Genomic DNA, 19,050 nt, shown 5'->3' with positions numbered 1-19,050 from the left:
GGTCATCCTACCGAAAAACCAAGCAGCGCAGGGACATTTACCGACTCCAGAGGTGCTGCGAGGCCAGTCGCGCGCCCTCCGCCAGGGCCGAGAGCTTCGCCCACTGGATCTCCTCGTGGACCCGCTTCACGAAGGCGCCCTGCGCGAAACCGCAGTCCGTTCCGGCGAGGACGTTGTCCCGCCCGACGACACCCGCGAGACGGATCAGCCGCTGCGCCACCAGCTCCGGGTGCTCGACGACGTTGGTGTGGTGCGTGACCACGCCCGGGATGAGCTTCTTGCCGTCCGGCAGCTTCACGTCCTCCCACACCCGCCACTCGTGCTCGTGCCGCGGGTTGGCCTGCTCCATCGCGTAAGCACCCGCGTTGACCTGGAGGATCAGGTCGATGACGTCGCGCAGCGGTGGGTCGAACGCGTGCGGACCGTGCCAGCTGCCGAAGCACACGTGATACCGGACGCGCTCCTCCGGCAATCCCTCCAGCGCGTGGTTGAGGGCCCGCACGCGCAGCTCCGCCCAGCGCCGGTAATCGTCGTAGGAGCCGCCCCCGGCCAGGATCGTGTCGCACTCGTGCATCAGCACCGCGTCGTCGACCTGCAGCAGCAGGCCGCTGTCGATGATCGCCCGGTACTCCTGCTTGAGCACGTCGGCGAGCGCGAAGACGAACTCCTCCTCGGAGTCGTAGTGCTCGTTGGTCAGCCAGTAGGCGCTCGCCGGAGCGACCACCGGCAGGAAGGCCTCGACCCCTTCGTGCTGCGCCACAGCGGCTTCCACGTTCGCGATGTCGCGGTCGATCGCGGTCCGGTCGTAGCGCAGCGGACCGGTGCAGTACCAGGCCGACGGCGCCTGCTCCTGCGCGCTGCTCTTGCGGACGGCCGCCTCGTCGAGCGCGTCGAGCTCGGCGTAAGCGCCCGGGAACGCCTGCCGGTCGCGGCTCGGCGGGAGCATGCTCGGGCCTTCGAGCTCGACCGGCCGCGATTCCAGGCCGCCGACCCGTTCGTAGAGGTAGGTGATCCAGCTGGCCTTGCCCATCTCGCCGTCGTCGACGACGTCGACACCCGCCTCCACCTGCTTGCGGACGACGTCGTCGACGGACTCGGACAGGCGGAGCTGGTAGGCGTCCTCGTCCACGGCCGCACCTCGGGCCTTCGCGGACAGGAACGACAGGAGTTCGGTCGGACGGATCAGACTTCCGGTGTGCGTCGCGAGGATCCTGCTCACGGCTCTCCTTCTGCCAACAACCCTGACGAACACGGCCCCCAAGACCGCACTCCGAACCCTTCTCCACCCCCAGCCCCCGGTCAACACCCCCACCACGGCCCGGAAACCTGGTGGAGCGTTCGTGGGCGGTGTGGGCCCGAACGGCCTTGCCCGGTCGGTTCAGACCAGAACGGTCTTGGTCCCCAGGGGAATTCCCACGAAGACGACGTCCTCAAGGCGGCCGTCGAGGTCGGCCACGGCCGGTAGACGTCCCCACTCCTGGAAGCCGTGGGACCGGAAGAGCCGGATGCTCCGCTCGTTGGAGGCGAAGATCGTGGTCGCGATCGCCCGGAAGCCCAGTTCGGCCGCCCGCACGATGGCGTGGCTCAGCAGGTGCGCGCCCTGGCCGCTGCCCCGATGGTCGGGATGCAGGTACAGCGCCAGATCGGCGGTGACGTCGTAGCCCCGGCGCCCGTTGAGGAACGGCTCCAACGACACGTACCCGGTCACGGCCTCAGGCCTGCCGGGCTCGTGGCCGACCCAGATCGGATGGCGCCTCGGATCGGACTCCGCGAACCACGCCTCCCGGGACGCGACCGTGATCGGTTCCAGATCGCAGGTCGCCGAGCGCTCCGGGATCACCGAGTTGTAGATGTCCACGATCGCGGGCAGGTCCTCGCGCGCGGCGAGTCGGTGCTGGTAGGTCAAGATGTCGCTCACCCTTCGAGTTCGGCGGAAGCCCACGCACCCGGAGCGCCCGGCCGCGCGGCCCTGGGATGCCCTGGTGTGACTTCGGTCCGAATTGCCGCTACCACGAGCCGCGAAGATCATCCGGACCTTGTAACCTTGGGCACGCGGGCCGTTAGCTCAACTGGCAGAGCAGCGGACTTTTAATCCGCGGGTTCAGGGTTCGATCCCCTGGCGGCCCACCAAAACCCCAGGTCACAGGCCTGGGGTTCTTCTTTTCACGATCACGCCCTACCTAAACCCTACCGAAACGACTCGCAGCCCCCGGCCTTCGCGAGCCCGCCGGAAGGGCAGTGGCTGGCATAAACACGACCGGCCCCCTCGATCACAGAGGAGGCCGGTCGCTGGCATGTCTCGCGTCAGATGACGTCTTCCATGGCATCCGCAGTCTCCCGACTGACCGCCTTACGGCCCATGTAGACATCCTGTGTCATCGATGGACGCGAGTGGCCGAGCTGATCAGCAATCAGTCTTGCTGTGAGGCCCGCCTCGTCCAGGATCGTCGCGGCGGTCTTGCGGAACGCGTGCGAGGTCACCCAGGCGAAGCCCGCACTGCCGCGTGTCTCCCGCAGTACCCGACGTGTGTTGGATGGGTCCCGCAGGCCTCCGAGGCTGTCCGGGAAGACCGGCCCGTCGGTCGGCTTCTCCGCCTCGATGAACCGCTTGCGCAGCATCTCGACAGCCCACGAGGGAAGCGGCAACGTCCGCTCTCCGTACTCGGTCTTGGTCGACTTCCTGATCAGGCCCTTTCCCTTCACCCTGACGACGTTGAAGTCGACACAGACCACGCCGTCATCGAGGTCGACGTCGGCCCAATACACCGCCAGAGCCTCACCGATGCGGACTCCCGTGGCCAGCATGAACCTGGAGAGATCCGGAAGATCCCACCTGGTGGCTTTCTCGTCTGCCTCCAGCTGGGCAAGCCACTGGATCCGTTCGTCTCGGGTCAACGCCCGCCGCCCGGAATTCCCGCGCTTGCGCCGTCCCTCCAGCCGCGATGTCTCCCGAACCGGATTTCGGTCCAACGCCTGGTGCCGAACAGCGTGTCCCAGCACGCCGGACAGCACGGACCTGGCGGTCTTAGCCACCCCGAGTCCCTTGTGAGTGCGCGTGGCCTGGAGGAACGCCTCCAGCACCGGCACAGTCACCTCGTACCCGATCCGGAGTTCGGCAAACGCCGGCATCACGTGCTTGTTCAGAACGCTCCGGTACTGATCAAGAGTCGTCGGGGACCGGTCACCGGCGTCAACACGCTGCTCGACGGTATTCAGCCACTTCTTGGCCACGTCACCGAACCTGCTGTCCGGACTGATCTCGGCCCCAGGCCGTCGCTTGCCTCGCTCACTGAGAGCGGCCTTGAGCGATCGAACCGCAGCCGCCTTTGACCGGCCCCGCCGTTCAACCGGCCTGGTGACTCCGTCGAAGTCACGGAACTTCACGAGCGCAAGCCATCCGCCCTCAAGCTCGCGAGTCCAGATCTCGCCATGAGTACCGATCGGCAGTGGTGGGCGTGGCATCAGACCAACACCTCACTCTGTGACTCGAACCAGGACTCGACATCATCAGGCTTGTATCGGACGTACTTCCCGACTCGACGCCCCGGAGGTCCGTACCCCTTGACGCGCCATTCGTAGAGGGTCCGCTGCGGGACACCGAGGTACTCAGCGACATCCTTCGTTCCCCAGAGACTACGCATGGCTAGTCCCTCCTTTCGTTGGCGTAGCGGTGTTTTCGGGCTTCGCGTTGGCGGTCGGCGATGGCGAGGGCGAGTTCCTGTTCCTCGGGGTCTCGGTGGCCGATGCTGGTCATTTCCCAGTGGTTGATCACAGCCACGGAATCCGCGGTGACGCCGATCTCGTCGAGGTTCTGCTCCAGCCGCCAGGTCTGGCGGTCGCCCCGGATCTGTTTGAAGGTCGTCGAGTAGCGCTGGGACTTGGACAGAAAGTGCCCTCGGAAGGCGAGCATGTGACACCAGCGCCGCAGGTTGAGACCTTCGAGCTCGTCCAGGCCCCCGAGGTCCCACGCGGTACGCATGATCTGCCGGTGATGCTCGCTGGCGTCCAGGAGCTCGATGTGCTCGCGGGAGCGGATCGGGCGGTCGGCGGCCTCGGACTTGCCGGTGCCCTTGGTGGCGTACTTGGCGACGTAGGAGGCCAGCCGGTCATCGGTGATGGCGCCCTGGTCGTCTTCGACCTTGTGGGCATCCACCGCACGGATCGGCCGGACGTCGATCTGATCGCCCCAGGTCAGCAGCCGCGTGCTGGGGTCGATCTCGGGAGCTTCGACGCCGGTCGCAGTGTGTGCGGCGTGGACGGCATCGGTGAGCAGATCAGCCGTGGCCCACGAGGGCGCGGCGTCAGCGGCTCCTTCGGGGCCGTCGATGCGGATCATCGCGTGGAAGTGGATGACGCCGCGCTTCTGGAACTCGGCGACCTTGGCGTAGGACAGCCGGGCGTGCTCCCTGAGCTGCTTCTCGGTGATGCCGGCCGCGCGAGCGATGTGCCGCCGGAGGTAGATGGTGAAGCGGTTCCACAGCTTCCCGGCGTGGGCCTGCCACAGGACGTGCCCGGTGTAGTCGTAGACGCCAGCGTCGATGGGCTGACCGATGGCCGGGTCGTGCTCGTGGTGGTAGCGCCCGCAGCGGCACGGGATGGTCTTGCCGTTGGCCGAGGTCCGGCGGTTGTGAACCGGCCCGAAGCTCGGGGCGGTCAGGGTGACGAACAACCGCGGTTTGTCGGCCACGCTGACCGGCACGCCCTTGGAACCGCCGGACATCCCGGCACGCACGAGGTGGAACGCATCAGCCGCGTAGCGGTCCGAGCACGCTGGGCAGACGGACTCGCGGCGATTGCCGCAGGGGGCGAACAGGTGCCCGGACTTCATCGCCGGGGTGCCGTCAGGCTTGGACAGCACCGTGCCGGTGGTCTTGTCGGTGAGCATCCAGTGTCCGGACAGCCGGACCGGGTGAGCGCATCCGCCTGTGGCTTTTACCATCGAGCGCCACTGCTGGTAGTCCGGGGACTGGAGCCGCCGGGCAAGGCGGTCCACAGCCGGTACTTCGGGCAATGCCATGTGACCTCCCAGAAGAGGGCTCGGCGGAGCACCCACGGAGGTCGGTCCCGTGCCCGGTGGATGCCCGCCGAGCAGGGGTTGAACTCGCGATCTTCAGTTGTGCGATGCCGTCGCATCAGGCCGCGGCGTGGCCGTTGGTGACGGGGCGTTCGGTGGCGTTGAGATCAGCGACGATCTGCGCGGCCATCGGTTCCGGCAGCCGGACAACCTGGCGGACATCAGCCGGAGTGAACTCCCGGCCCTCGGTCTTCGCGCGCTCCCAGACGTCGGTAATCGCCTTGAGGATGTCCGCCGGAAGGTTCATCGATTTCCCGATGACCGAGGTGATGGCCGGTCGTTCCACCGGTCGCGGACGTTCGGTGGACTCGGTGGCCGGCCTTTCCGGCACCTCCGGCCGTTCCTGCACGTCACCCGGTTCCGGGGTCTCCGGTTGTTCCGGTTTGGGTGGGTCTGCGGCGGCATAGGCGGCCAAGATGACCTGCCGTTGCCGGGCCTGAATGACCGGGATGACTTCGGCGATGCCGTAGACGATCACCGGGATGATCGCGTGCACGACCGCCGAACCGGCGTTGAACTCCGCCCACCGGCCCCGCAGCAGCGGGATCAGTTGCGGGATGACGTTCATCAAAAGCGTCGAGGTCAGCAAGACGCGCTTGAGTCGGGACCACCAGTGGTGATCAGGTGAAACCCCGTGGGCGAGGATCCTCGCCTCGAAGTTCAGCAGCACGATCAACAGCCCCGCGAACATCGGCTCAACCGTCCAGGCCGCCCACCACAGCGGGTCATCCCTGGTGGAGTCCCCGGCGAGGAACTGCTGCACACCCGTGGTGGTGAACACCAGCCCCAGCGCCAGGAAGAACCACAGCCCGGCGAGGGTCCGCCGCCCGTTGCGCTCCATCTCCACGGCCTGAAGGTCAGGGTCGCGGATCAGCCCCCGCAGATGCCGAGCCTCGGAGATCCGATCCCCGAGCTTGCGGACCCGCCGTGTCTTGCCCTCTTCGGCGTCGTCCTGGTCTGGCTGCGCCATCGGTTGTGCCTCCCTACTGCGCCGGGCTGAACAGCTTGATCAGGCCCCGCACGAGCAGCACTAGGCCGACGCCGATGCCGATCGACACGGCCGGGCTGAACACCAGCCAGACCAGCGCCAGCACGGCCAGCACGAACGCCAGAACTCCGAGGCTCATCAACACGCCCTTGCCGGACAGTTCAACGTGGACGATGTGCATGCGTGAATCTCCTTACTGTGATTGAGGAATCCGAATTTCGGTGCTCGATCGAGAGGTGTGCTTGTCGCCGTACATCCGGTCGTCAGCCGAACCGAGCAGGCGGCTCAGGTCCGCCGATTCGGCCGGCATCGTCATCACGCCCAGGGCCATCGAGACCTCGACCGGCTGGCCGTCGATGGTGGTGATCCGGGCGATGGAGTCTTGAAGCTGCCGAACGCGGTGTTCGGCCGTGGCCTGGTCGGTCACTCCGGGCAGCAGGACGGCGAACTCATCGCCGTGCAGCCGGACCGGGAGTTCACCGCGGTTCGTCTCCCGGGCCAGAACTCGAGCGACCTCGATGAGGACCTGGTCGCCGAAACGGTGACCGTAGGTGTCGTTGAACGCCTTGAACCCGTTCATGTCCCCGATCGCCACCGCCACGGGACCGGAGCGACGCCGCCGCCGGAACTCGGTCTCCAGTGCGGCCCGGTTGGCCAGTCCGGTTAACGGGTCAGTGAGGGTCCGTTGCCGGTATCGCCACGCGCAGCCGGTGGCTGCCACCGTGGTCACCGTCGTGACACTCAAAGCGAGTCGTGCCAGCATGGGTCTTGCCTCCATTCGAGGTAAGGCCCGCCCGACTCCGCCAAGAGTTCTCGGGCGGGCCGCTTGAATTTCCTGGTCAGGCGATCTCTTCGTCGTCGCCTTCGAAGTGCTCGATCTCTTCGACCTCGTCGTCTTCGAAGTCTTCGAAGTCGACTTCGTAGGGGTTGGTGACGGTGCCGTCCGGAAGTTCGATCTCCTTGCGGATCGGGGTCACGTTGTTGAGCTCGGTGCAGAAGGCCACCAGCTCGGCGATGTCGTCATCGGTGCTGAAGGCCGCGCGTACGCGCTGTGGCTCCTTGCGGCCGTCGTTCTTGGCGTAGGCGACACCGGCGAGGTAGGTGGGGATCTTGTCGGCGAACGCGCCGAGGTCCCGCATCCCTTCACCGAGGCACATGTCCACGTACGAGGCGGCATCGACCCGCAACGCGATCTTGGTGGGGAACAGTCCGCGCATCGGGACGACGTCCTTAGTGGGTTCCTGCGTCGCGGCGATGATCCGGCCACCCACCGCGCGGAACTGCGTGAGTCCCTTGGACAGCAGCTGGTGGAACTCCACCCGGATGTCGCGATCGGTGTAGGCGGTCATCGCGGCCAGCTCGTCGCAGATCAGCACATCTAGGGGCGTTTCCCGGGACGGGGTCGCGTTGCGGATGCCCTGACGACCGAGCTCGAACTTGCGCTCGTCCAGGGCCTCGACGTACTCCCGCATCAACGCCAGTCCAGCGCGGTCGGAGTCGGCGAAGCGGTGGAACATCTCCCGGCCGCCACCGAGTTCCATGCCGCCCTTGGGGTCGATCACCCACAGCCGGACGTGACCGGCCCGGATCAGCGGTGCCAGCGCCCGCTGGATGCCCCACAGCCACGAGCCCTTGCCCGCGCCCGTCTCACCCGCCAACAGGACGTGGATGTCCCGCTTGGCCAGGTCGAGTTGGAAAGGCCGGCCGAATTCAGTCCGGCCGATCTCCAGCTTGCGCAGGTCCACCGCGTCCACCGATTCCGGCATGGCGGGAAGCGGGATCACCATCTCGTTGAAGGGCTCGCGGCGCTGGAAGTCCAGGGCGATCTTGCCGGGCTGGAGGATGCGCATCGAGGCCGCGTGGGCCTTGAAGGAGTTCGCCAGACGGTCGAGCGCCTGGCCGTAGTCTTCGGGTTCCTGGCCCTTGGCCATGCGGATGTGCAGCGAGTCCCACACCCAGTTCGAACGCACCGCGACCAGCTTCGGCACCAGCGAATCGCCCCGGTGGTCAGCGGTGACGAGTCCGCAGGAGGCGACCACGCGCATCCACTGACGCTGGTAGATGACCCATCGTCTCCACCAGGCACGCACGAGCCGTCCGGCGAAGCGGTCGAAGGTCGGGGCGTCCAGGAACCGCCACGAGGCACCGGCCAGCACCGCGATCCCAGCGGCCCACAGCACCGTCTGATAGCCGAGCGTCACGCCCGCCGTTCCCACCGCCGTCGTGCTGCCCATCGTGCGGGGGTGCCGCAGCATCCAGCCGCCGACCACTCGTGCCGGAGTCCGTTCCGTGCCCACTCGCGTGTCTCGCATGACTGCCTGCCCTTTCCATGAAGAAGGGCGTCGGACTCCCGCTATGGGAATCCGACGCCCTGCCGTGCTTGGGGTTGTTCAGTTAGCTTCTGCGCTGCGACATCTCCAGGTGAGCGACCAGATCGCCCACGGCTCGCTTGAGCCCGTTCAACGGACCACCCAAGCCCTTCGGGACACCGAAGCTGGTCACGGTCTTGGTCAGCTCCAGCATCGTCGCGTCGATCTCGCGCACCGTGCCGGTCACACCGTCTGCATTGGCCATTACTTGTACTCCTTCGCAACACTCGATCCACCGTGTTCAGCGATGCCCTCACGAACCGCGTCCGCCGCCTTCGCGACCGCAGCGGCCAACTCCTGGGCCTCCGCGTAGTGCCGGTCCTCGACGAACTCGCCGTCGAGGAATTCGACCTTGTTCACGTCCTGGTTCAGCTGATCCATCAGCGAACCGATTGCCGACAGCCGCTTGATTCCGCGCGAATTGCGCCGGAACAGCTGTTTCGAGATCTCCACCAGCGATCACCCTCTTCCTTTCACCCGGGACGTTCCCGGGAAAACCTGGTTACCGACCGCCGACGCAGCCCGAACCGTGAAAACCGATCGGCGAATTGAACAGCTCACTCATCGCTCTCGCCCTCCTGCTCTTCAACCCTGCGGATGACGGTCACAACGGTCTGGAGCGACGCGAGCAGTTGGCTCGTGACCTCGTGCATGTCAGCGCCGCACGCGGTCGGACCACCCGGAACGTCCACCGCGTATGCCACGTCGCCAGCAGTCCCGAAGGCCTCTGCGAGCTCTGTGGACAGCCGACGCAGGTCCTCCAGCGCCTGATCCCTCTGAAGCTTGTTCACAGGTACACCACCCACTTTCGATCCGAGCAGTACTGGTCGTGCGAGTGCCGGTAGAGCCACTTGTCGCAGTGGCACGCCGGGCAGTACTTGAGCGACATTTCCAAAATCTCCTTTCCCGAAGGCCATAAAGACCCCCGGAACATTCGCAGACGGCCGGGGGTCAATAAAGCCCTACCGGTGCAATTCCTACCGGTTTTGGGCATAGCTCGGCCCACTATGGAATTCTCAAACAACAAGCAGCCGGAATCGGCTTAGAAAGAATCAGAACGAAACAGTCAGGATCAGCGGCTCGGTCAGGCGGCGGCCGAGACCTGCGCGCCGACCGGGGTCATGCCGTGGGCCCGGAAGGACAGGCCCGAGCGACCGTTGCGCTCCCAGTAGCTGACCGTCGCATCGATGAGCTCGACGTAGGCGCCCTCCTCGAATCCCTCGCCGGGGTCGGCGGTCAGGGTCACCTTGATCTCCTCACCCTTGCCCGCGAACTCACCGGGCTGAGCCTTGCGCTTGGCGAACAGCGACACCACGAACTGCTGGACGCCCTGCCGGTCGGTCACGACCTCCGAAACGCCTCGGTCGTTCTCGAACATCTTCAGCGTCGGCGCCTCGGTGATCATGAGTTTGTGCCCCTGCAGGTTGACCGGGATGTTTCGCACTGTCTTACCTCCACTTGATCTCTTTGAATGTTGGCCAGCTTGGCTAGCCATCTACAGATTAGACCAGCTTGGCTAGCCATGTCAACAAGTTGGCCAGGCTGGCTAGTCAGATCAAGGAGCACTGCGATAACCTGGGCAAATGACAGAACTTGACCCGGATGACCCCAGGCCGCCGTATCAGCAGGTCGCGAACTCGCTGCGAGCCTCGATACTCACGAAGAAGCTCAAGCCGGGCGACAAGCTGTCGTCACAGTCCGAGCTGGCTCAGCGGTACGGCGTCGCACGGATGACGATCCAGCAGGCGCTGCGGATCCTCCGCGAGGAGGGTCTCGTGGTTTCCCGCCAAGGGAGCGGGGTCTACGTACGGGAGCGGACCGAGCGCCCCGTTGGTCTGCGTCCGCACCTCGAGCGCGCGTTCGAAGAGCCCGAGGTGCGGATTGACTTCGCGGGATTCTCAGGCGAGACGCTGCATGGCGCCCTGACGGAACCGCTCGACAAGATCCGGAGCGGACGGGTTCGCCCTGAACTCGTCCGCGTGCGTCTTCTGGTCCCGGACACGGATGTCCCGTGGACGCTTCCCGCCCGCGTCGAGGACATGGGCGACAGCCCCGAGTTCCGCAAGCGCGCGGCCGGCATCATGGAGCGCCACACCTTCGCCATCGTTGATGCGGTCAACGAGATGGAGCGCATCGGCCTGATCGCAGACGCCAAGGCAGAGCTTCGCGTGTACCCGGCCGTGCCGCTGTTCAAGCTGTACCTGATCAACCAGCTCGAAGCGTTCTTCGGCTACTACCCGGTCCGCGAGCACGTCGTGAACCTGGAAGGTGCCGATACACCGATCTGGGATCTCATGGGCAAGGACGCCACCCTGTTCCACCACGCTGCCGAACCTGATGAGGAGTCTCTGAGCTCCCTGTTCATCCAGCAGTCCCAGATGTGGTTCGACAGCATCTGGAACACCGTGGCGCGGAAGGTGCCCCGATGAGTCGGCCGACCGAAATTCTCGAGCGAAGCAAGGTCGTCTTGCTCGACTTCGACGGCCCGGTGTGCGCGGTCTTCGGCGGCCTCAGTGACCACGACGTCGCCGTCGAACTCCGCGCGCTCTTCCCCAGGGGCCTACCCGAACGCGTCGAGGACAGCCGCGACCCGTTCGACGTGCTTGAGTACGCGACTCAGTTCCCCGACCTGGCGGCCCAAGTCGAACAGCGCTTTCGTGAACTGGAAGTCCGTGCCGTCTCACTCGCTCCCCCGACTCCCGGTACGGCCGAGGTTCTGAAGAGCCTTCAAGACCGCGACGTACGGGTCGTGATCGTCTCGAACAACTCCGAGACGGCCGTTCGGGCATACCTACACGCCAGCAGGCTGGAGTCGTTCACCAACGGAGTCTCAGCTCGGGTCAGTGCCGAGGTCGCCCAGCTGAAACCCTCCCCGTTTCTCCTCCACCAGGCCATGAGAGCTCAAGGGGTAGAAGCCGCGGACTGCGTGATGATCGGCGACTCGACAACAGATATCGAAGCCGCCCATGCAGCTGGAACCGACGTGATCGCCTACGCGAACAAGCCCGGGAAGCGCGACAGACTCTCGCCGTTCAACCCCACAGCCATCATTGAGCACATGGCCGAACTGATCGGTGATGCACCCCCCAGCCATTGACCTGTTCCAACAAGCTGAACCCTCAGGTCAGGACTCGCCTCGACGCCGCTTCCGGAGCTGCGCCTTGAGGTCTTCCACGTCCCAACGCTGGTGCCCGCCGGCAGTCACGAGCGCAGACTCAACGACTCCCTCAACCGCCCAACGCTGAAGCGTTCGACGGTCAACACCGATCGCCTTCGCAGCTTCTCCGGTCGACACGTATCTAGAGGGCACTCACCTACGTTCACCCGCGTTTAGACACAAAGCCACCCGAATGCCGCGCCTGCCTACCTATACAGGCGAATGTCGCGTTTGCGTACGATTGCCGCGTGGTGGACATTCGCGCTGGGAACTGGGAGTTCGAACTAGACGTGACCGTCGTCGATGGCCGCGCCTGGTGGACATGCCCTATCGGCGGCGAGCGTTGCGGTCGCGTCATGGCCGGGCTCGGATCCATCGGGCTCGACTGCATGACCTGGCACGTGGAACATGCCCACCTCATGACACGCACTTATCGGCGTCCTCAATAGGCCGAACGTTCCGAGCCGACGAGATCGATGCCGGGCGTCGCGTGTCATCCGCACCCGCGGCGGCTTGGCTGATTGACTCGAAGCGCCCAAGCCTCCCTAGGCGCTTTGGCACTGTGTTGACCATGAACACAGTGCGCCGCCGTTCTGCCCGCCGCCAACGGAAACGGCACCCTGCTCGACCGGTCGGACTCGGATTGCGCCGCCCGGTACAGACACGCAGGACACCGGCACGCAAGAAGCTTGACCTGACGCAGTTGCTGACGCTTGGCGCCGTGCTGGCCACCTTGGCACTCGCCGTGCCGAGCTACATCGCGGCGAACTCGCAGGCTGAGCAAGCCCGCAAAGAGGCCGAGGCTGCCGCGCAGGGGCAGCTCACCGACCGGTTCAGCAAGGCCATCGAACAACTCGGCACCGCCGACAATCTCGAAGTTCGCCTCGGCGGGATCTACGCACTGGAACGCATCGCCCGCGACTCCGAGCGCGACCACTCCACCGTCATGAACGTCCTGAGCACCTTCGTCCGCGAGAACACCAAGAAGCTCCGGACCGCAGAAGGTCGCTGCCCTCTCGCGACCCCCGCACCCGATGTGCAAGCCGCGACGACCGTGTTCGCCCATCCGCAACAGGGATGGCACCGCGCCAAACTCGACCTCACCGGCGCTTGCCTCACCGGCGCCGACCTCACCGGCGCCAACCTCACCAGCGCCGACCTCACCGGCGCCAACCTCCCCCACGCCGACCTCACCAGCGCCGACCTCACCGGCGCCGACCTCACCAACGCCAACCTCCCCCACGCCGACCTCACCAACGCCATCCTCACCAACGCCAACCTCCCCCACGCCGACCTCACCAGCGCCGTCCTCACCCGGGCCAACCTCACCAACGCCGTCCTCACCCGGGCCAACCTCACCAGCGCCGTCCTCACCCGGGCCAACCTCACCAACGCCAACCTCCCCTACGCCAACCTCACCAACGCCCTCCTCGCCGACGCCAACCTCACCGACGCCAACCTCGGTAACACCAACCTCACCAACGCCAACCTCCCCGGCGCCGAACTCACCCACGCCTACCTCGCCTACGCCAACCTCACCGACGCCTGGCTCAGAAACGCCAACCTCACCCACGCCGACCTCGCCAACACCAACCTCACCCACGCCGACCTCGCCAACACCAACCTCACCCACGCCGACCTCGCCAACACCAACCTCACCAACACCAACCTCACCGCAGTCACTGGGTTGTCCCCAGATTTGGCGCCGCCGCGATGAAGACGACAGCGCCCGTGAAATCTGCCCGGGTACACGCGAAAGCGTTCACTTCTGACGAGCTCGCGACCGTCTTGACATTCAACTGACGTCCAACCATGGCGCCGAAGTCAGACCGTGGGCAGCAGTGCTACCTATCAACCGACCATCGCGTCTCATCCATCGAGCGAAGTAGGACGTTGCAACACCGCTCCGCGTGTTTAGACTTTCTCTACTTCATCAAGGGCGGCCCCTTCGGGGCCGCCTGCCACTGCATGCAAGTCGGGGTGGAGCTGCCGACCTTCCTGTATGCGAGCCCGGTCAAGCGGTCGTCGGCCGGCCGGGCGTGCGGCTCGCTTCGCTCACCGGTCCCGGCAGGCCGACGACCGCGACCGGGCGCGATCGGAAAGGTCGGCAGCCGCACCCCGACGCCAGTCGCGGCAGGCGGCCCCGAAGGAGCACGCCAGAAGCTGAGCAAGCCAACCGCGGAATCCTGCAACAGCAGGCCACAGCGCACCTCGGCGAACTCACAGACCAGTGCTGGGCACGCTGACGAGTTTGTCGCCTTACCACTGCCGGTGAGCGCTAACCTGGACTTTTCGACGTGGTTGCCCGCCTGTGGTCCATCTGCGGGCACCTGATGAAACAGATCTCTCAATCTCCACGATGTAGCAAATGGACTGGGCAGTAGCTACGATCCGACCGGGCTGAGCCGCTAGGTGCAGCCCAGTTAAGAAACCCGGCCAGCGCTGCGAACACTGACCGGGTTGCGGGTGGTGCTACTGGAAGGGCCACCAGCCCCAGTGGTCATGGAACCACTGGGCAAGCTGAGTGCGAACTTCCTGCCATGCCAGCCAGAGAAGGAGCCGGACCACCAAGCTGAGCGAGCTGCGGGTCCGGCTTACTTCTTGGTTGGGGTGCGACACCTTGCGATAACGCCTTCCGCGACGTGCGGCAGCCATACGGCCTACCTCCTCCGTCTAGGAGCAACTTCTTTTGTTGCCCACGTCCGGAGTCGCCCCGACTCGACAGAGTCGGAGGAAGCGACGTTCAGCCCGTCGCCGCCACGGAAGTTATCCAAGTCGATCTCGGATGCCCGGAGGTTACGGTGCGGAGAATCGCTCGCGCACCTTGCCAGGACGTGAAGCTGAGCACAGTAACACTGGCGAAAGGGGCGGCGATCACAACCATTTTCGCTGTTCAAAGCCTCGGCTTGCGCTCCTTTTCGGGCTGATACCGATCACTTTGAGTTGCGACCTCCGACACACTGGCGATGTGTCGTCAGGCTGCCCGTCGCGCCCCGCACCGATGTCCGCCGATCGAGCGATGCCACGCCCGGCACATGCGCAAAACTGGCGATCATTCGCACGTGTGTTCTAGCCTGAGTGTGTCGAGCTGGAGGATGGGGAAGATCCAGAAGGCGCGACGCGGGTCGGCCGCTGCACCTCTCTGGCCGACCCGATCAAACTTCACGTCGAAGCGGGCACCAAGTGACGAACGAGGGTGGCGATTGCTGGCAGGGCACACGGCGACGGCCGGACACCCCGCAACCCATCTGGGTCCGCCTGACCCAGGCGCTACCGCCACAGCGCGGCGTCGGCTACGGCAACACCCCACTCCGCGTGCGAGCGGGCGGGATCGACATCTCAGCCACGGCCCCCGGCGTGCTGCTAGCTTGGCACCAGACGTGCGTAGGCGACTGGTGGGCACTCGCCACCTTCGAGCTGACGAACCGGAGCGGCAAGCCCGGCCTGGTTGTTACTCAGCTTGTACCCGCAAAGGCCGTCACACCACGCTAGTCCGCACCCAACCTTTTCCCTTCCGAAACGACCGTCAACGTCCGACAGCGACAGCCCTCAATGGCCATTTGCGTACGTGAAACAGCCTGAGTACACGAGGTCTTCGGATGGGTCCGGAAACAACCGGATACGTCGCCTTAGAATCCGCGGGTTCAGGGTTCGATCCCCTGGCGGCCCACCAAGAACCCCAGGTCATACGGCCTGGGGTTCTTTGTTGCCGAGGCCCGGTTGCCAATTGGTTGCCGACCTTCCCCGGCCCCTCGATGGGTACCACGAAGGCCAGGGCTTCGGCACTGGCGCGGGACTGCTGCCCCGGACCGAAGTACACGTCTTGGGTCATCGACACCCGCGAATGGCCCAGCAGTCGGCCACCTGGCGAGCGGCCAGCCGGCGAGCTTCGGGCCAGCGGCAGGCATCGCGTGGCACGTCGAACATGCCTGCGGATCCTCTGCTACCGCAGCCCGGCGTGAGCAACGGCCGGGACACCTGGTTGCCCGGAGGAGTTCGGCGACGCCCGGTCGCGACAGAACGGGGCGGTGAGCATGTCACGCCCCACAGCCCGTGACTGGCGTGCTTGCTGGTGATCAGGAAATCGGTTCACCATGCCACCGTGAACCGGACGGCTTGTGGTCACCCTGTCAGTCGTCTTCGCCCTTCTTGTCTTCCTCGCCCTTCTTCTCTTCTTCACCCTTGCCCTCCTGCTCCTTGGTCTTCGTCGGAGCAGGCGGCGGCGGGGGTGGCGGAGGCGTGACGGTTTCAGAGTGGAGAACGGTGTCGGTGTTGATCAGGGGCGCACCGTCTTCGACCAACAACCCGAGTTGGTGGAACTCCTTGATGCGGGTGCCGTCGGGTTTGGTCAGCTCGATACCGACGTGCACGGTGTCGTTGCCGGTGGTGGCCGGAGCTGAGAAGACGACGACGTCGGAGATCTGGGACCACGCGTTCTCGTAGTTCTGCTGCCCTCGTGTTTGCAGCGCCGGGCCCAGGCGGGTCCAGGCGTTGTCGGGGTGCTGGGGGAGCAGGGCGTAGTAGTCGGAGACGACGCGTTCGAGGTCGGCGGGCGAGGCCATGCGCGTGTCGGCCGAAGGTTTCGGAGCCTCGGACGAGAGCTGCGCGATCCCCAGGGTGATCAGCAGGATTGCGACGGCAGCGAGCCCGGCGATGAGCAGCGGACGGCGGGTCGGGCGGGTGCTGCGCTGCGGGCTGGGGTGCTGGTTCCAGTCGGTGATGGGGGTGTTGTCCAGGCGGGTGCCGTAGTGACCGCCGGTGGGTGGCACGACGGTCGTGGTGTGCCCGGAAATTCGGCCGATGACCTGAGTGCGGTCCTCCATGGGAACGGCGAACTCACCGGGAAGGGGTTGGCCGGAGGCCGCGGCGTGCAGTGCCGCATGCAGTTGCTCGGGCGTGGGGCGCTGGTTCGGGCTGGTGTCGAGCATGCGGTCGAGCACGGGGCCGAGCGGCCCGGCGTGTTCGGCCGGCCGGGTCGCACCGGCGGCGACGCGGTGCAGCAGGGCCAAGGAGTTCTCGGCGTCCTCACCGGAGGGCGGGAAGCCTTCCACGGCGGCGTAGAGGGTGGCCCCGAGGGAGTAGATGTCCGAGCCCGGGCTGGGCCCATTTCCTCGGGCGATCTCGGGTGCGAGGTAGGCCGGGGTGCCGGACAGGATTCCGGTCTTGGTCACTGCGATGTCATCGGCGGCGTGCGAGATCCCGAAATCGGTGATCTTGACCGTGCCGTCATCACCGAGCAGCACGTTGCCGGGCTTGATGTCGCGATGCACGATCCCGGCCTGGTGCGCGGCGGCCAAGGCTTGGACGGCCTGAGAGCCGATGACCGCGACGGTTTCCGGGGCCATGCGGTGCTGTTCGGCCAGGACATCGGCGAGGCTGCGTGACGGCAGGTATTCCATGACCAACACGGGAAGCCCGTCGTGCTCGGTGACGTCGTGCACGGCGATGGCGTTGGGGTGCTGCAAGCGGGCGGCCAGCCGTCCTTCGCGCATGGCGCGTTGCCGTGCCTCGTCGGCAGCTCGTGGGTCCATGCCGTGCGTGGCGTGGAGCTGCTTGACGGCGACGGGGCGCTGCAGGAGTTCGTCGGTGGCCAGCCACACCACGCCCATGCCACCGCTGCCCAGCTGCCGTTCCAGGCGGTACCGGCCGGCCAGAAGCGTGCCGATCTCGCTCACTCGTCGCCTTTCCTGCTTGACTGTGCCCGAACCGCGCCTGTGGCAACCGGTTCCGGGGGGCATGAAGGCTGGTGCCGACGCCCGCGCTGAGATGGGTGTGACCGCCATCCGCGAGCGGGCGTCGGCCCGGCCGACCCTACGTAGCCCGGTCGGATTAGTGAAGATAGTCCCTAATGACCGAACTCACTCGGGCTCTCGGGGTGGTTCGTGCGGGAGCTGGAGGTCGGAGGCGATGGCGAAGCCGGTGCCTCGGCACCGTGGGCATAGCCGCTTGCGGGTGACGAACTGCGGTGCTTGCCCGGCCTCGGTGAGCACTTGCACCGCGGAGACCTCGCACTCCCCCTGGCAGTGCTCGCACTTGGGCCGTGGCCGGCAGAGGCTCGGCAGCGCCTCAGCTCGTGTGATGACCTGCACCCGCAGCTCCTCCAGGTCCGGAGAGCGGTCTTCGGGGTCGGCGTGGCGTCCGCCGGAGTCGGCTTGAAGCGCGGCCTCGTAGCTGCGCAACGCCTCCTCCACGTCATCTCCGATACCGCCCAGTCGCGCTTCCCGCATACCGGCCCCCTCCGCTCAGCCACCCATCGACTCGGCGGTGGTGATGACCTCGGGCGGAACCGGGGAGTCGGAGGCCAGCGCCTCGAACAAGGTTTGAGCCTTCTGCTTGTCCCACTTGACCACCGACCCACCGGCGTCGGTCTCACCGAAACCACCGAAGGGCACGGTCGTCGTGATGCCGTCGCCGGAGGCGATGCCGTTCATGGCGAAGGCCAGACCGCCCAGGTGCCACACGTGGTCGTCGCGGTTGACCAGGAACGTGCTGGAGGTGTTGAGGATCAGCGGGAACAGCCGCAGCGGGTTGAGGAACACCTCGGGGCTGGACGCCCTCTCGGACAGCGCGCTGAGGAACTCGCGCTGCCGCTCCACGCGGTCGAGGTCACCGCGCGCGGTGGCGCGGGTGCGCACGTATCCCAGCGCTTGCGGACCGGTCAGCGTCTGGCAGCCCGGCTGAAGGTCCAGATTGGCCTTCGGGTCCTGCATCGGTTCCTTCACGCACAGGTCCACGCCGCCGACCGCGTCGGTCATGTCAGCGAACCCGCCGAGGCCGACCTCGGCGTAGTGGTCGACGCGCAGCCCGGTGTTCGCCTCGATCGTCTTGACCAGCAACTGCGACCCGCCATGGGCGAAGGCGGAGTTGAGCTTGTCCTTGCCCTGCCCCGGGATCGACACGTAGGAGTCGCGCGGCAAGCTGACCATCGTCGGCTTGCCACCCGCAGCGGGCACGTGCACCAGCATCATCGTGTCGGTGCGGCGCCCCGCGGTGTCGCCGGTGCCGAGCTCGGCCTGCCGCTCGGAGTCCAGGCCCTCGCGCGAGTCCGAGCCCACCAGCAGCCAGTTCGTCCCCGGTCCATCGGCCGGGCGTTCACCGTCGGTCGGGATGGCGTCCTCGCGCTTCAGCGAGAAGTCCACGTAGACCAAGAACCCCACCAGGACCAGCAGGAAGACCGCGATGACCGCCAGGATCTTGCGGCCCGGGCGACGGCGCGGACGGTAATGCTGCGGCGGTCCGTAGGGATGCTGTCGCTGTGCGTAGGTCATATCGCCTTCCGAAACAATCGCCGGACACGTATCCGCCCCCCGACGGCACGGCGCGAAGCATCGCAGAGCGACACCGACGAAAGTAGGGCCTAGCCCACACGGGTGACCTACGGTCTGAACACAGAGTCATCACACCGCGATAACCATCTACCCAAGATGCAATTTAGTTGCATTAATCAATTCGATATTTATGC

The 19,050-nt window shown here is 66.0% G+C and carries 20 protein-coding genes and 1 tRNA gene; 4 read left to right on the top strand and 17 right to left on the bottom strand.

Annotated elements, in window-relative coordinates; all coding sequences use genetic code 11:
- Positions 1-37: 37 nt before the first annotated feature.
- Positions 38-1,219, bottom strand: a complete 1,182-nt coding sequence (locus tag KBO27_RS01750) for a cobalamin-independent methionine synthase II family protein (protein ID WP_210968227.1) — start codon at positions 1,217-1,219, stop codon at positions 38-40.
- Positions 1,220-1,378: 159 nt separating this feature from the next.
- Positions 1,379-1,918 (bottom strand): GNAT family N-acetyltransferase, encoded by a 540-nt coding sequence (locus tag KBO27_RS01745; protein ID WP_210968226.1) that lies wholly within the window; start codon positions 1,916-1,918, stop codon positions 1,379-1,381.
- A gap of 136 nt (positions 1,919-2,054) precedes the next feature.
- Here KBO27_RS01745 and KBO27_RS01740 point away from each other — a divergent pair.
- Positions 2,055-2,130, top strand: a tRNA-Lys gene (locus KBO27_RS01740).
- Positions 2,131-2,304: 174 nt separating this feature from the next.
- Here the strand turns inward: KBO27_RS01740 and KBO27_RS01735 are convergent.
- The 11 genes from KBO27_RS01735 to KBO27_RS01685 form a co-directional block, all read right to left on the bottom strand.
- Positions 2,305-3,231, bottom strand: coding sequence for a site-specific integrase (locus KBO27_RS01735; protein ID WP_307870195.1), 927 nt, complete (start codon positions 3,229-3,231; stop codon positions 2,305-2,307).
- A 230-nt stretch (positions 3,232-3,461) separates the two neighbouring features.
- Entirely contained in the window at positions 3,462-3,641 is a 180-nt protein-coding gene (locus KBO27_RS01730) for a helix-turn-helix domain-containing protein (RefSeq protein WP_210968224.1), read from the bottom strand.
- Between the two features lie 2 nt (positions 3,642-3,643).
- On the bottom strand, positions 3,644-5,017 hold the full coding sequence (locus tag KBO27_RS01725) for a replication initiator (RefSeq protein WP_210968223.1): 1,374 nt from the start codon (positions 5,015-5,017) through the stop codon (positions 3,644-3,646).
- A 115-nt stretch (positions 5,018-5,132) separates the two neighbouring features.
- Complete coding sequence (locus KBO27_RS01720) at positions 5,133-6,044, bottom strand: hypothetical protein (RefSeq protein WP_210968222.1); 912 nt, start codon at positions 6,042-6,044, stop codon at positions 5,133-5,135.
- A gap of 13 nt (positions 6,045-6,057) precedes the next feature.
- Complete coding sequence (locus KBO27_RS01715) at positions 6,058-6,243, bottom strand: hypothetical protein (protein WP_210968221.1); 186 nt, start codon at positions 6,241-6,243, stop codon at positions 6,058-6,060.
- 12 nt (positions 6,244-6,255) lie between these two features.
- Entirely contained in the window at positions 6,256-6,792 is a 537-nt protein-coding gene (locus KBO27_RS01710; RefSeq protein WP_307870194.1) for a GGDEF domain-containing protein, read from the bottom strand.
- Between the two features lie 109 nt (positions 6,793-6,901).
- Entirely contained in the window at positions 6,902-8,374 is a 1,473-nt protein-coding gene (locus KBO27_RS01705) for an FtsK/SpoIIIE domain-containing protein (protein WP_210968219.1), read from the bottom strand.
- Between the two features lie 82 nt (positions 8,375-8,456).
- Positions 8,457-8,636, bottom strand: a complete 180-nt coding sequence (locus tag KBO27_RS01700; RefSeq protein ID WP_132680491.1) for a hypothetical protein — start codon at positions 8,634-8,636, stop codon at positions 8,457-8,459.
- Positions 8,636-8,884 (bottom strand): hypothetical protein, encoded by a 249-nt coding sequence (locus tag KBO27_RS01695; RefSeq protein ID WP_132680490.1) that lies wholly within the window; start codon positions 8,882-8,884, stop codon positions 8,636-8,638. The genes KBO27_RS01700 and KBO27_RS01695 overlap by 1 nt, the downstream gene beginning before the upstream one ends.
- A gap of 104 nt (positions 8,885-8,988) precedes the next feature.
- Positions 8,989-9,222 carry a hypothetical protein gene (locus tag KBO27_RS01690; protein ID WP_210968218.1) on the bottom strand — a complete coding sequence of 78 codons (234 nt, stop codon included), beginning with the start codon at positions 9,220-9,222 and terminating at the stop codon, positions 8,989-8,991.
- Between the two features lie 293 nt (positions 9,223-9,515).
- Positions 9,516-9,875, bottom strand: coding sequence for a hypothetical protein (locus KBO27_RS01685; protein ID WP_165943703.1), 360 nt, complete (start codon positions 9,873-9,875; stop codon positions 9,516-9,518).
- Between the two features lie 139 nt (positions 9,876-10,014).
- Between KBO27_RS01685 and KBO27_RS01680 the strand changes: the two genes are divergently transcribed.
- Both KBO27_RS01680 and KBO27_RS01675 read left to right on the top strand, forming a co-directional pair.
- Positions 10,015-10,860 carry a winged helix-turn-helix domain-containing protein gene (locus tag KBO27_RS01680; RefSeq protein WP_210968217.1) on the top strand — a complete coding sequence of 282 codons (846 nt, stop codon included), beginning with the start codon at positions 10,015-10,017 and terminating at the stop codon, positions 10,858-10,860.
- On the top strand, positions 10,857-11,528 hold the full coding sequence (locus KBO27_RS01675) for an HAD family hydrolase (protein ID WP_210968216.1): 672 nt from the start codon (positions 10,857-10,859) through the stop codon (positions 11,526-11,528). Before KBO27_RS01680 ends, KBO27_RS01675 begins: the two co-directional genes overlap by 4 nt.
- 27 nt (positions 11,529-11,555) lie before the next feature.
- On the opposite strand, the gene KBO27_RS33370 is transcribed toward KBO27_RS01675, so the two are convergent.
- Positions 11,556-11,726, bottom strand: coding sequence for a MerR family transcriptional regulator (locus KBO27_RS33370; protein WP_307870193.1), 171 nt, complete (start codon positions 11,724-11,726; stop codon positions 11,556-11,558).
- A 565-nt stretch (positions 11,727-12,291) separates the two neighbouring features.
- Between KBO27_RS33370 and KBO27_RS01665 the strand changes: the two genes are divergently transcribed.
- Positions 12,292-13,305, top strand: a complete 1,014-nt coding sequence (locus KBO27_RS01665) for a pentapeptide repeat-containing protein (protein WP_210968214.1) — start codon at positions 12,292-12,294, stop codon at positions 13,303-13,305.
- Positions 13,306-15,718: 2,413 nt separating this feature from the next.
- Here KBO27_RS01665 and KBO27_RS01660 read toward each other — a convergent pair.
- From KBO27_RS01660 to KBO27_RS01650, 3 genes are all read right to left on the bottom strand, one after another.
- Positions 15,719-17,263, bottom strand: a complete 1,545-nt coding sequence (locus KBO27_RS01660; protein ID WP_210968213.1) for a serine/threonine-protein kinase — start codon at positions 17,261-17,263, stop codon at positions 15,719-15,721.
- A 183-nt stretch (positions 17,264-17,446) separates the two neighbouring features.
- Positions 17,447-17,815 carry a hypothetical protein gene (locus tag KBO27_RS01655; protein WP_210968212.1) on the bottom strand — a complete coding sequence of 123 codons (369 nt, stop codon included), beginning with the start codon at positions 17,813-17,815 and terminating at the stop codon, positions 17,447-17,449.
- Positions 17,816-17,830: 15 nt separating this feature from the next.
- Positions 17,831-18,856 carry an LCP family protein gene (locus KBO27_RS01650; protein WP_210968211.1) on the bottom strand — a complete coding sequence of 342 codons (1,026 nt, stop codon included), beginning with the start codon at positions 18,854-18,856 and terminating at the stop codon, positions 17,831-17,833.
- Positions 18,857-19,050 lie beyond the last annotated feature (194 nt).

Origin of the sequence: Saccharopolyspora endophytica, from assembly GCF_018070075.1 — a bacterium.
Classification (GTDB): domain Bacteria; phylum Actinomycetota; class Actinomycetes; order Mycobacteriales; family Pseudonocardiaceae; genus Saccharopolyspora; species Saccharopolyspora endophytica.
This window is presented reverse-complemented; position numbering and strand designations above follow the sequence as displayed.

Excerpts from the sequence above, each read along its gene's own strand:
- KBO27_RS01650 (WP_210968211.1), bottom strand. The coding sequence starts at position 18,856 with ATGACCTACGCACAGCGACAGCATCCCTACGGACCGCCGCAGCATTAC.
- KBO27_RS01700 (WP_132680491.1), bottom strand. The coding sequence starts at position 8,636 with ATGGCCAATGCAGACGGTGTGACCGGCACGGTGCGCGAGATCGACGCG.
- KBO27_RS01730 (WP_210968224.1), bottom strand. The coding sequence starts at position 3,641 with ATGCGTAGTCTCTGGGGAACGAAGGATGTCGCTGAGTACCTCGGTGTC.
- KBO27_RS01720 (WP_210968222.1), bottom strand. The coding sequence starts at position 6,044 with ATGGCGCAGCCAGACCAGGACGACGCCGAAGAGGGCAAGACACGGCGG.
- KBO27_RS01715 (WP_210968221.1), bottom strand. The coding sequence starts at position 6,243 with ATGCACATCGTCCACGTTGAACTGTCCGGCAAGGGCGTGTTGATGAGC.
- KBO27_RS01655 (WP_210968212.1), bottom strand. The coding sequence starts at position 17,815 with ATGCGGGAAGCGCGACTGGGCGGTATCGGAGATGACGTGGAGGAGGCG.
- KBO27_RS01675 (WP_210968216.1), top strand. The coding sequence starts at position 10,857 with ATGAGTCGGCCGACCGAAATTCTCGAGCGAAGCAAGGTCGTCTTGCTC.
- KBO27_RS01680 (WP_210968217.1), top strand. The coding sequence starts at position 10,015 with ATGACAGAACTTGACCCGGATGACCCCAGGCCGCCGTATCAGCAGGTC.
- KBO27_RS01725 (WP_210968223.1), bottom strand. The coding sequence starts at position 5,017 with ATGGCATTGCCCGAAGTACCGGCTGTGGACCGCCTTGCCCGGCGGCTC.
- KBO27_RS01705 (WP_210968219.1), bottom strand. The coding sequence starts at position 8,374 with ATGCGAGACACGCGAGTGGGCACGGAACGGACTCCGGCACGAGTGGTC.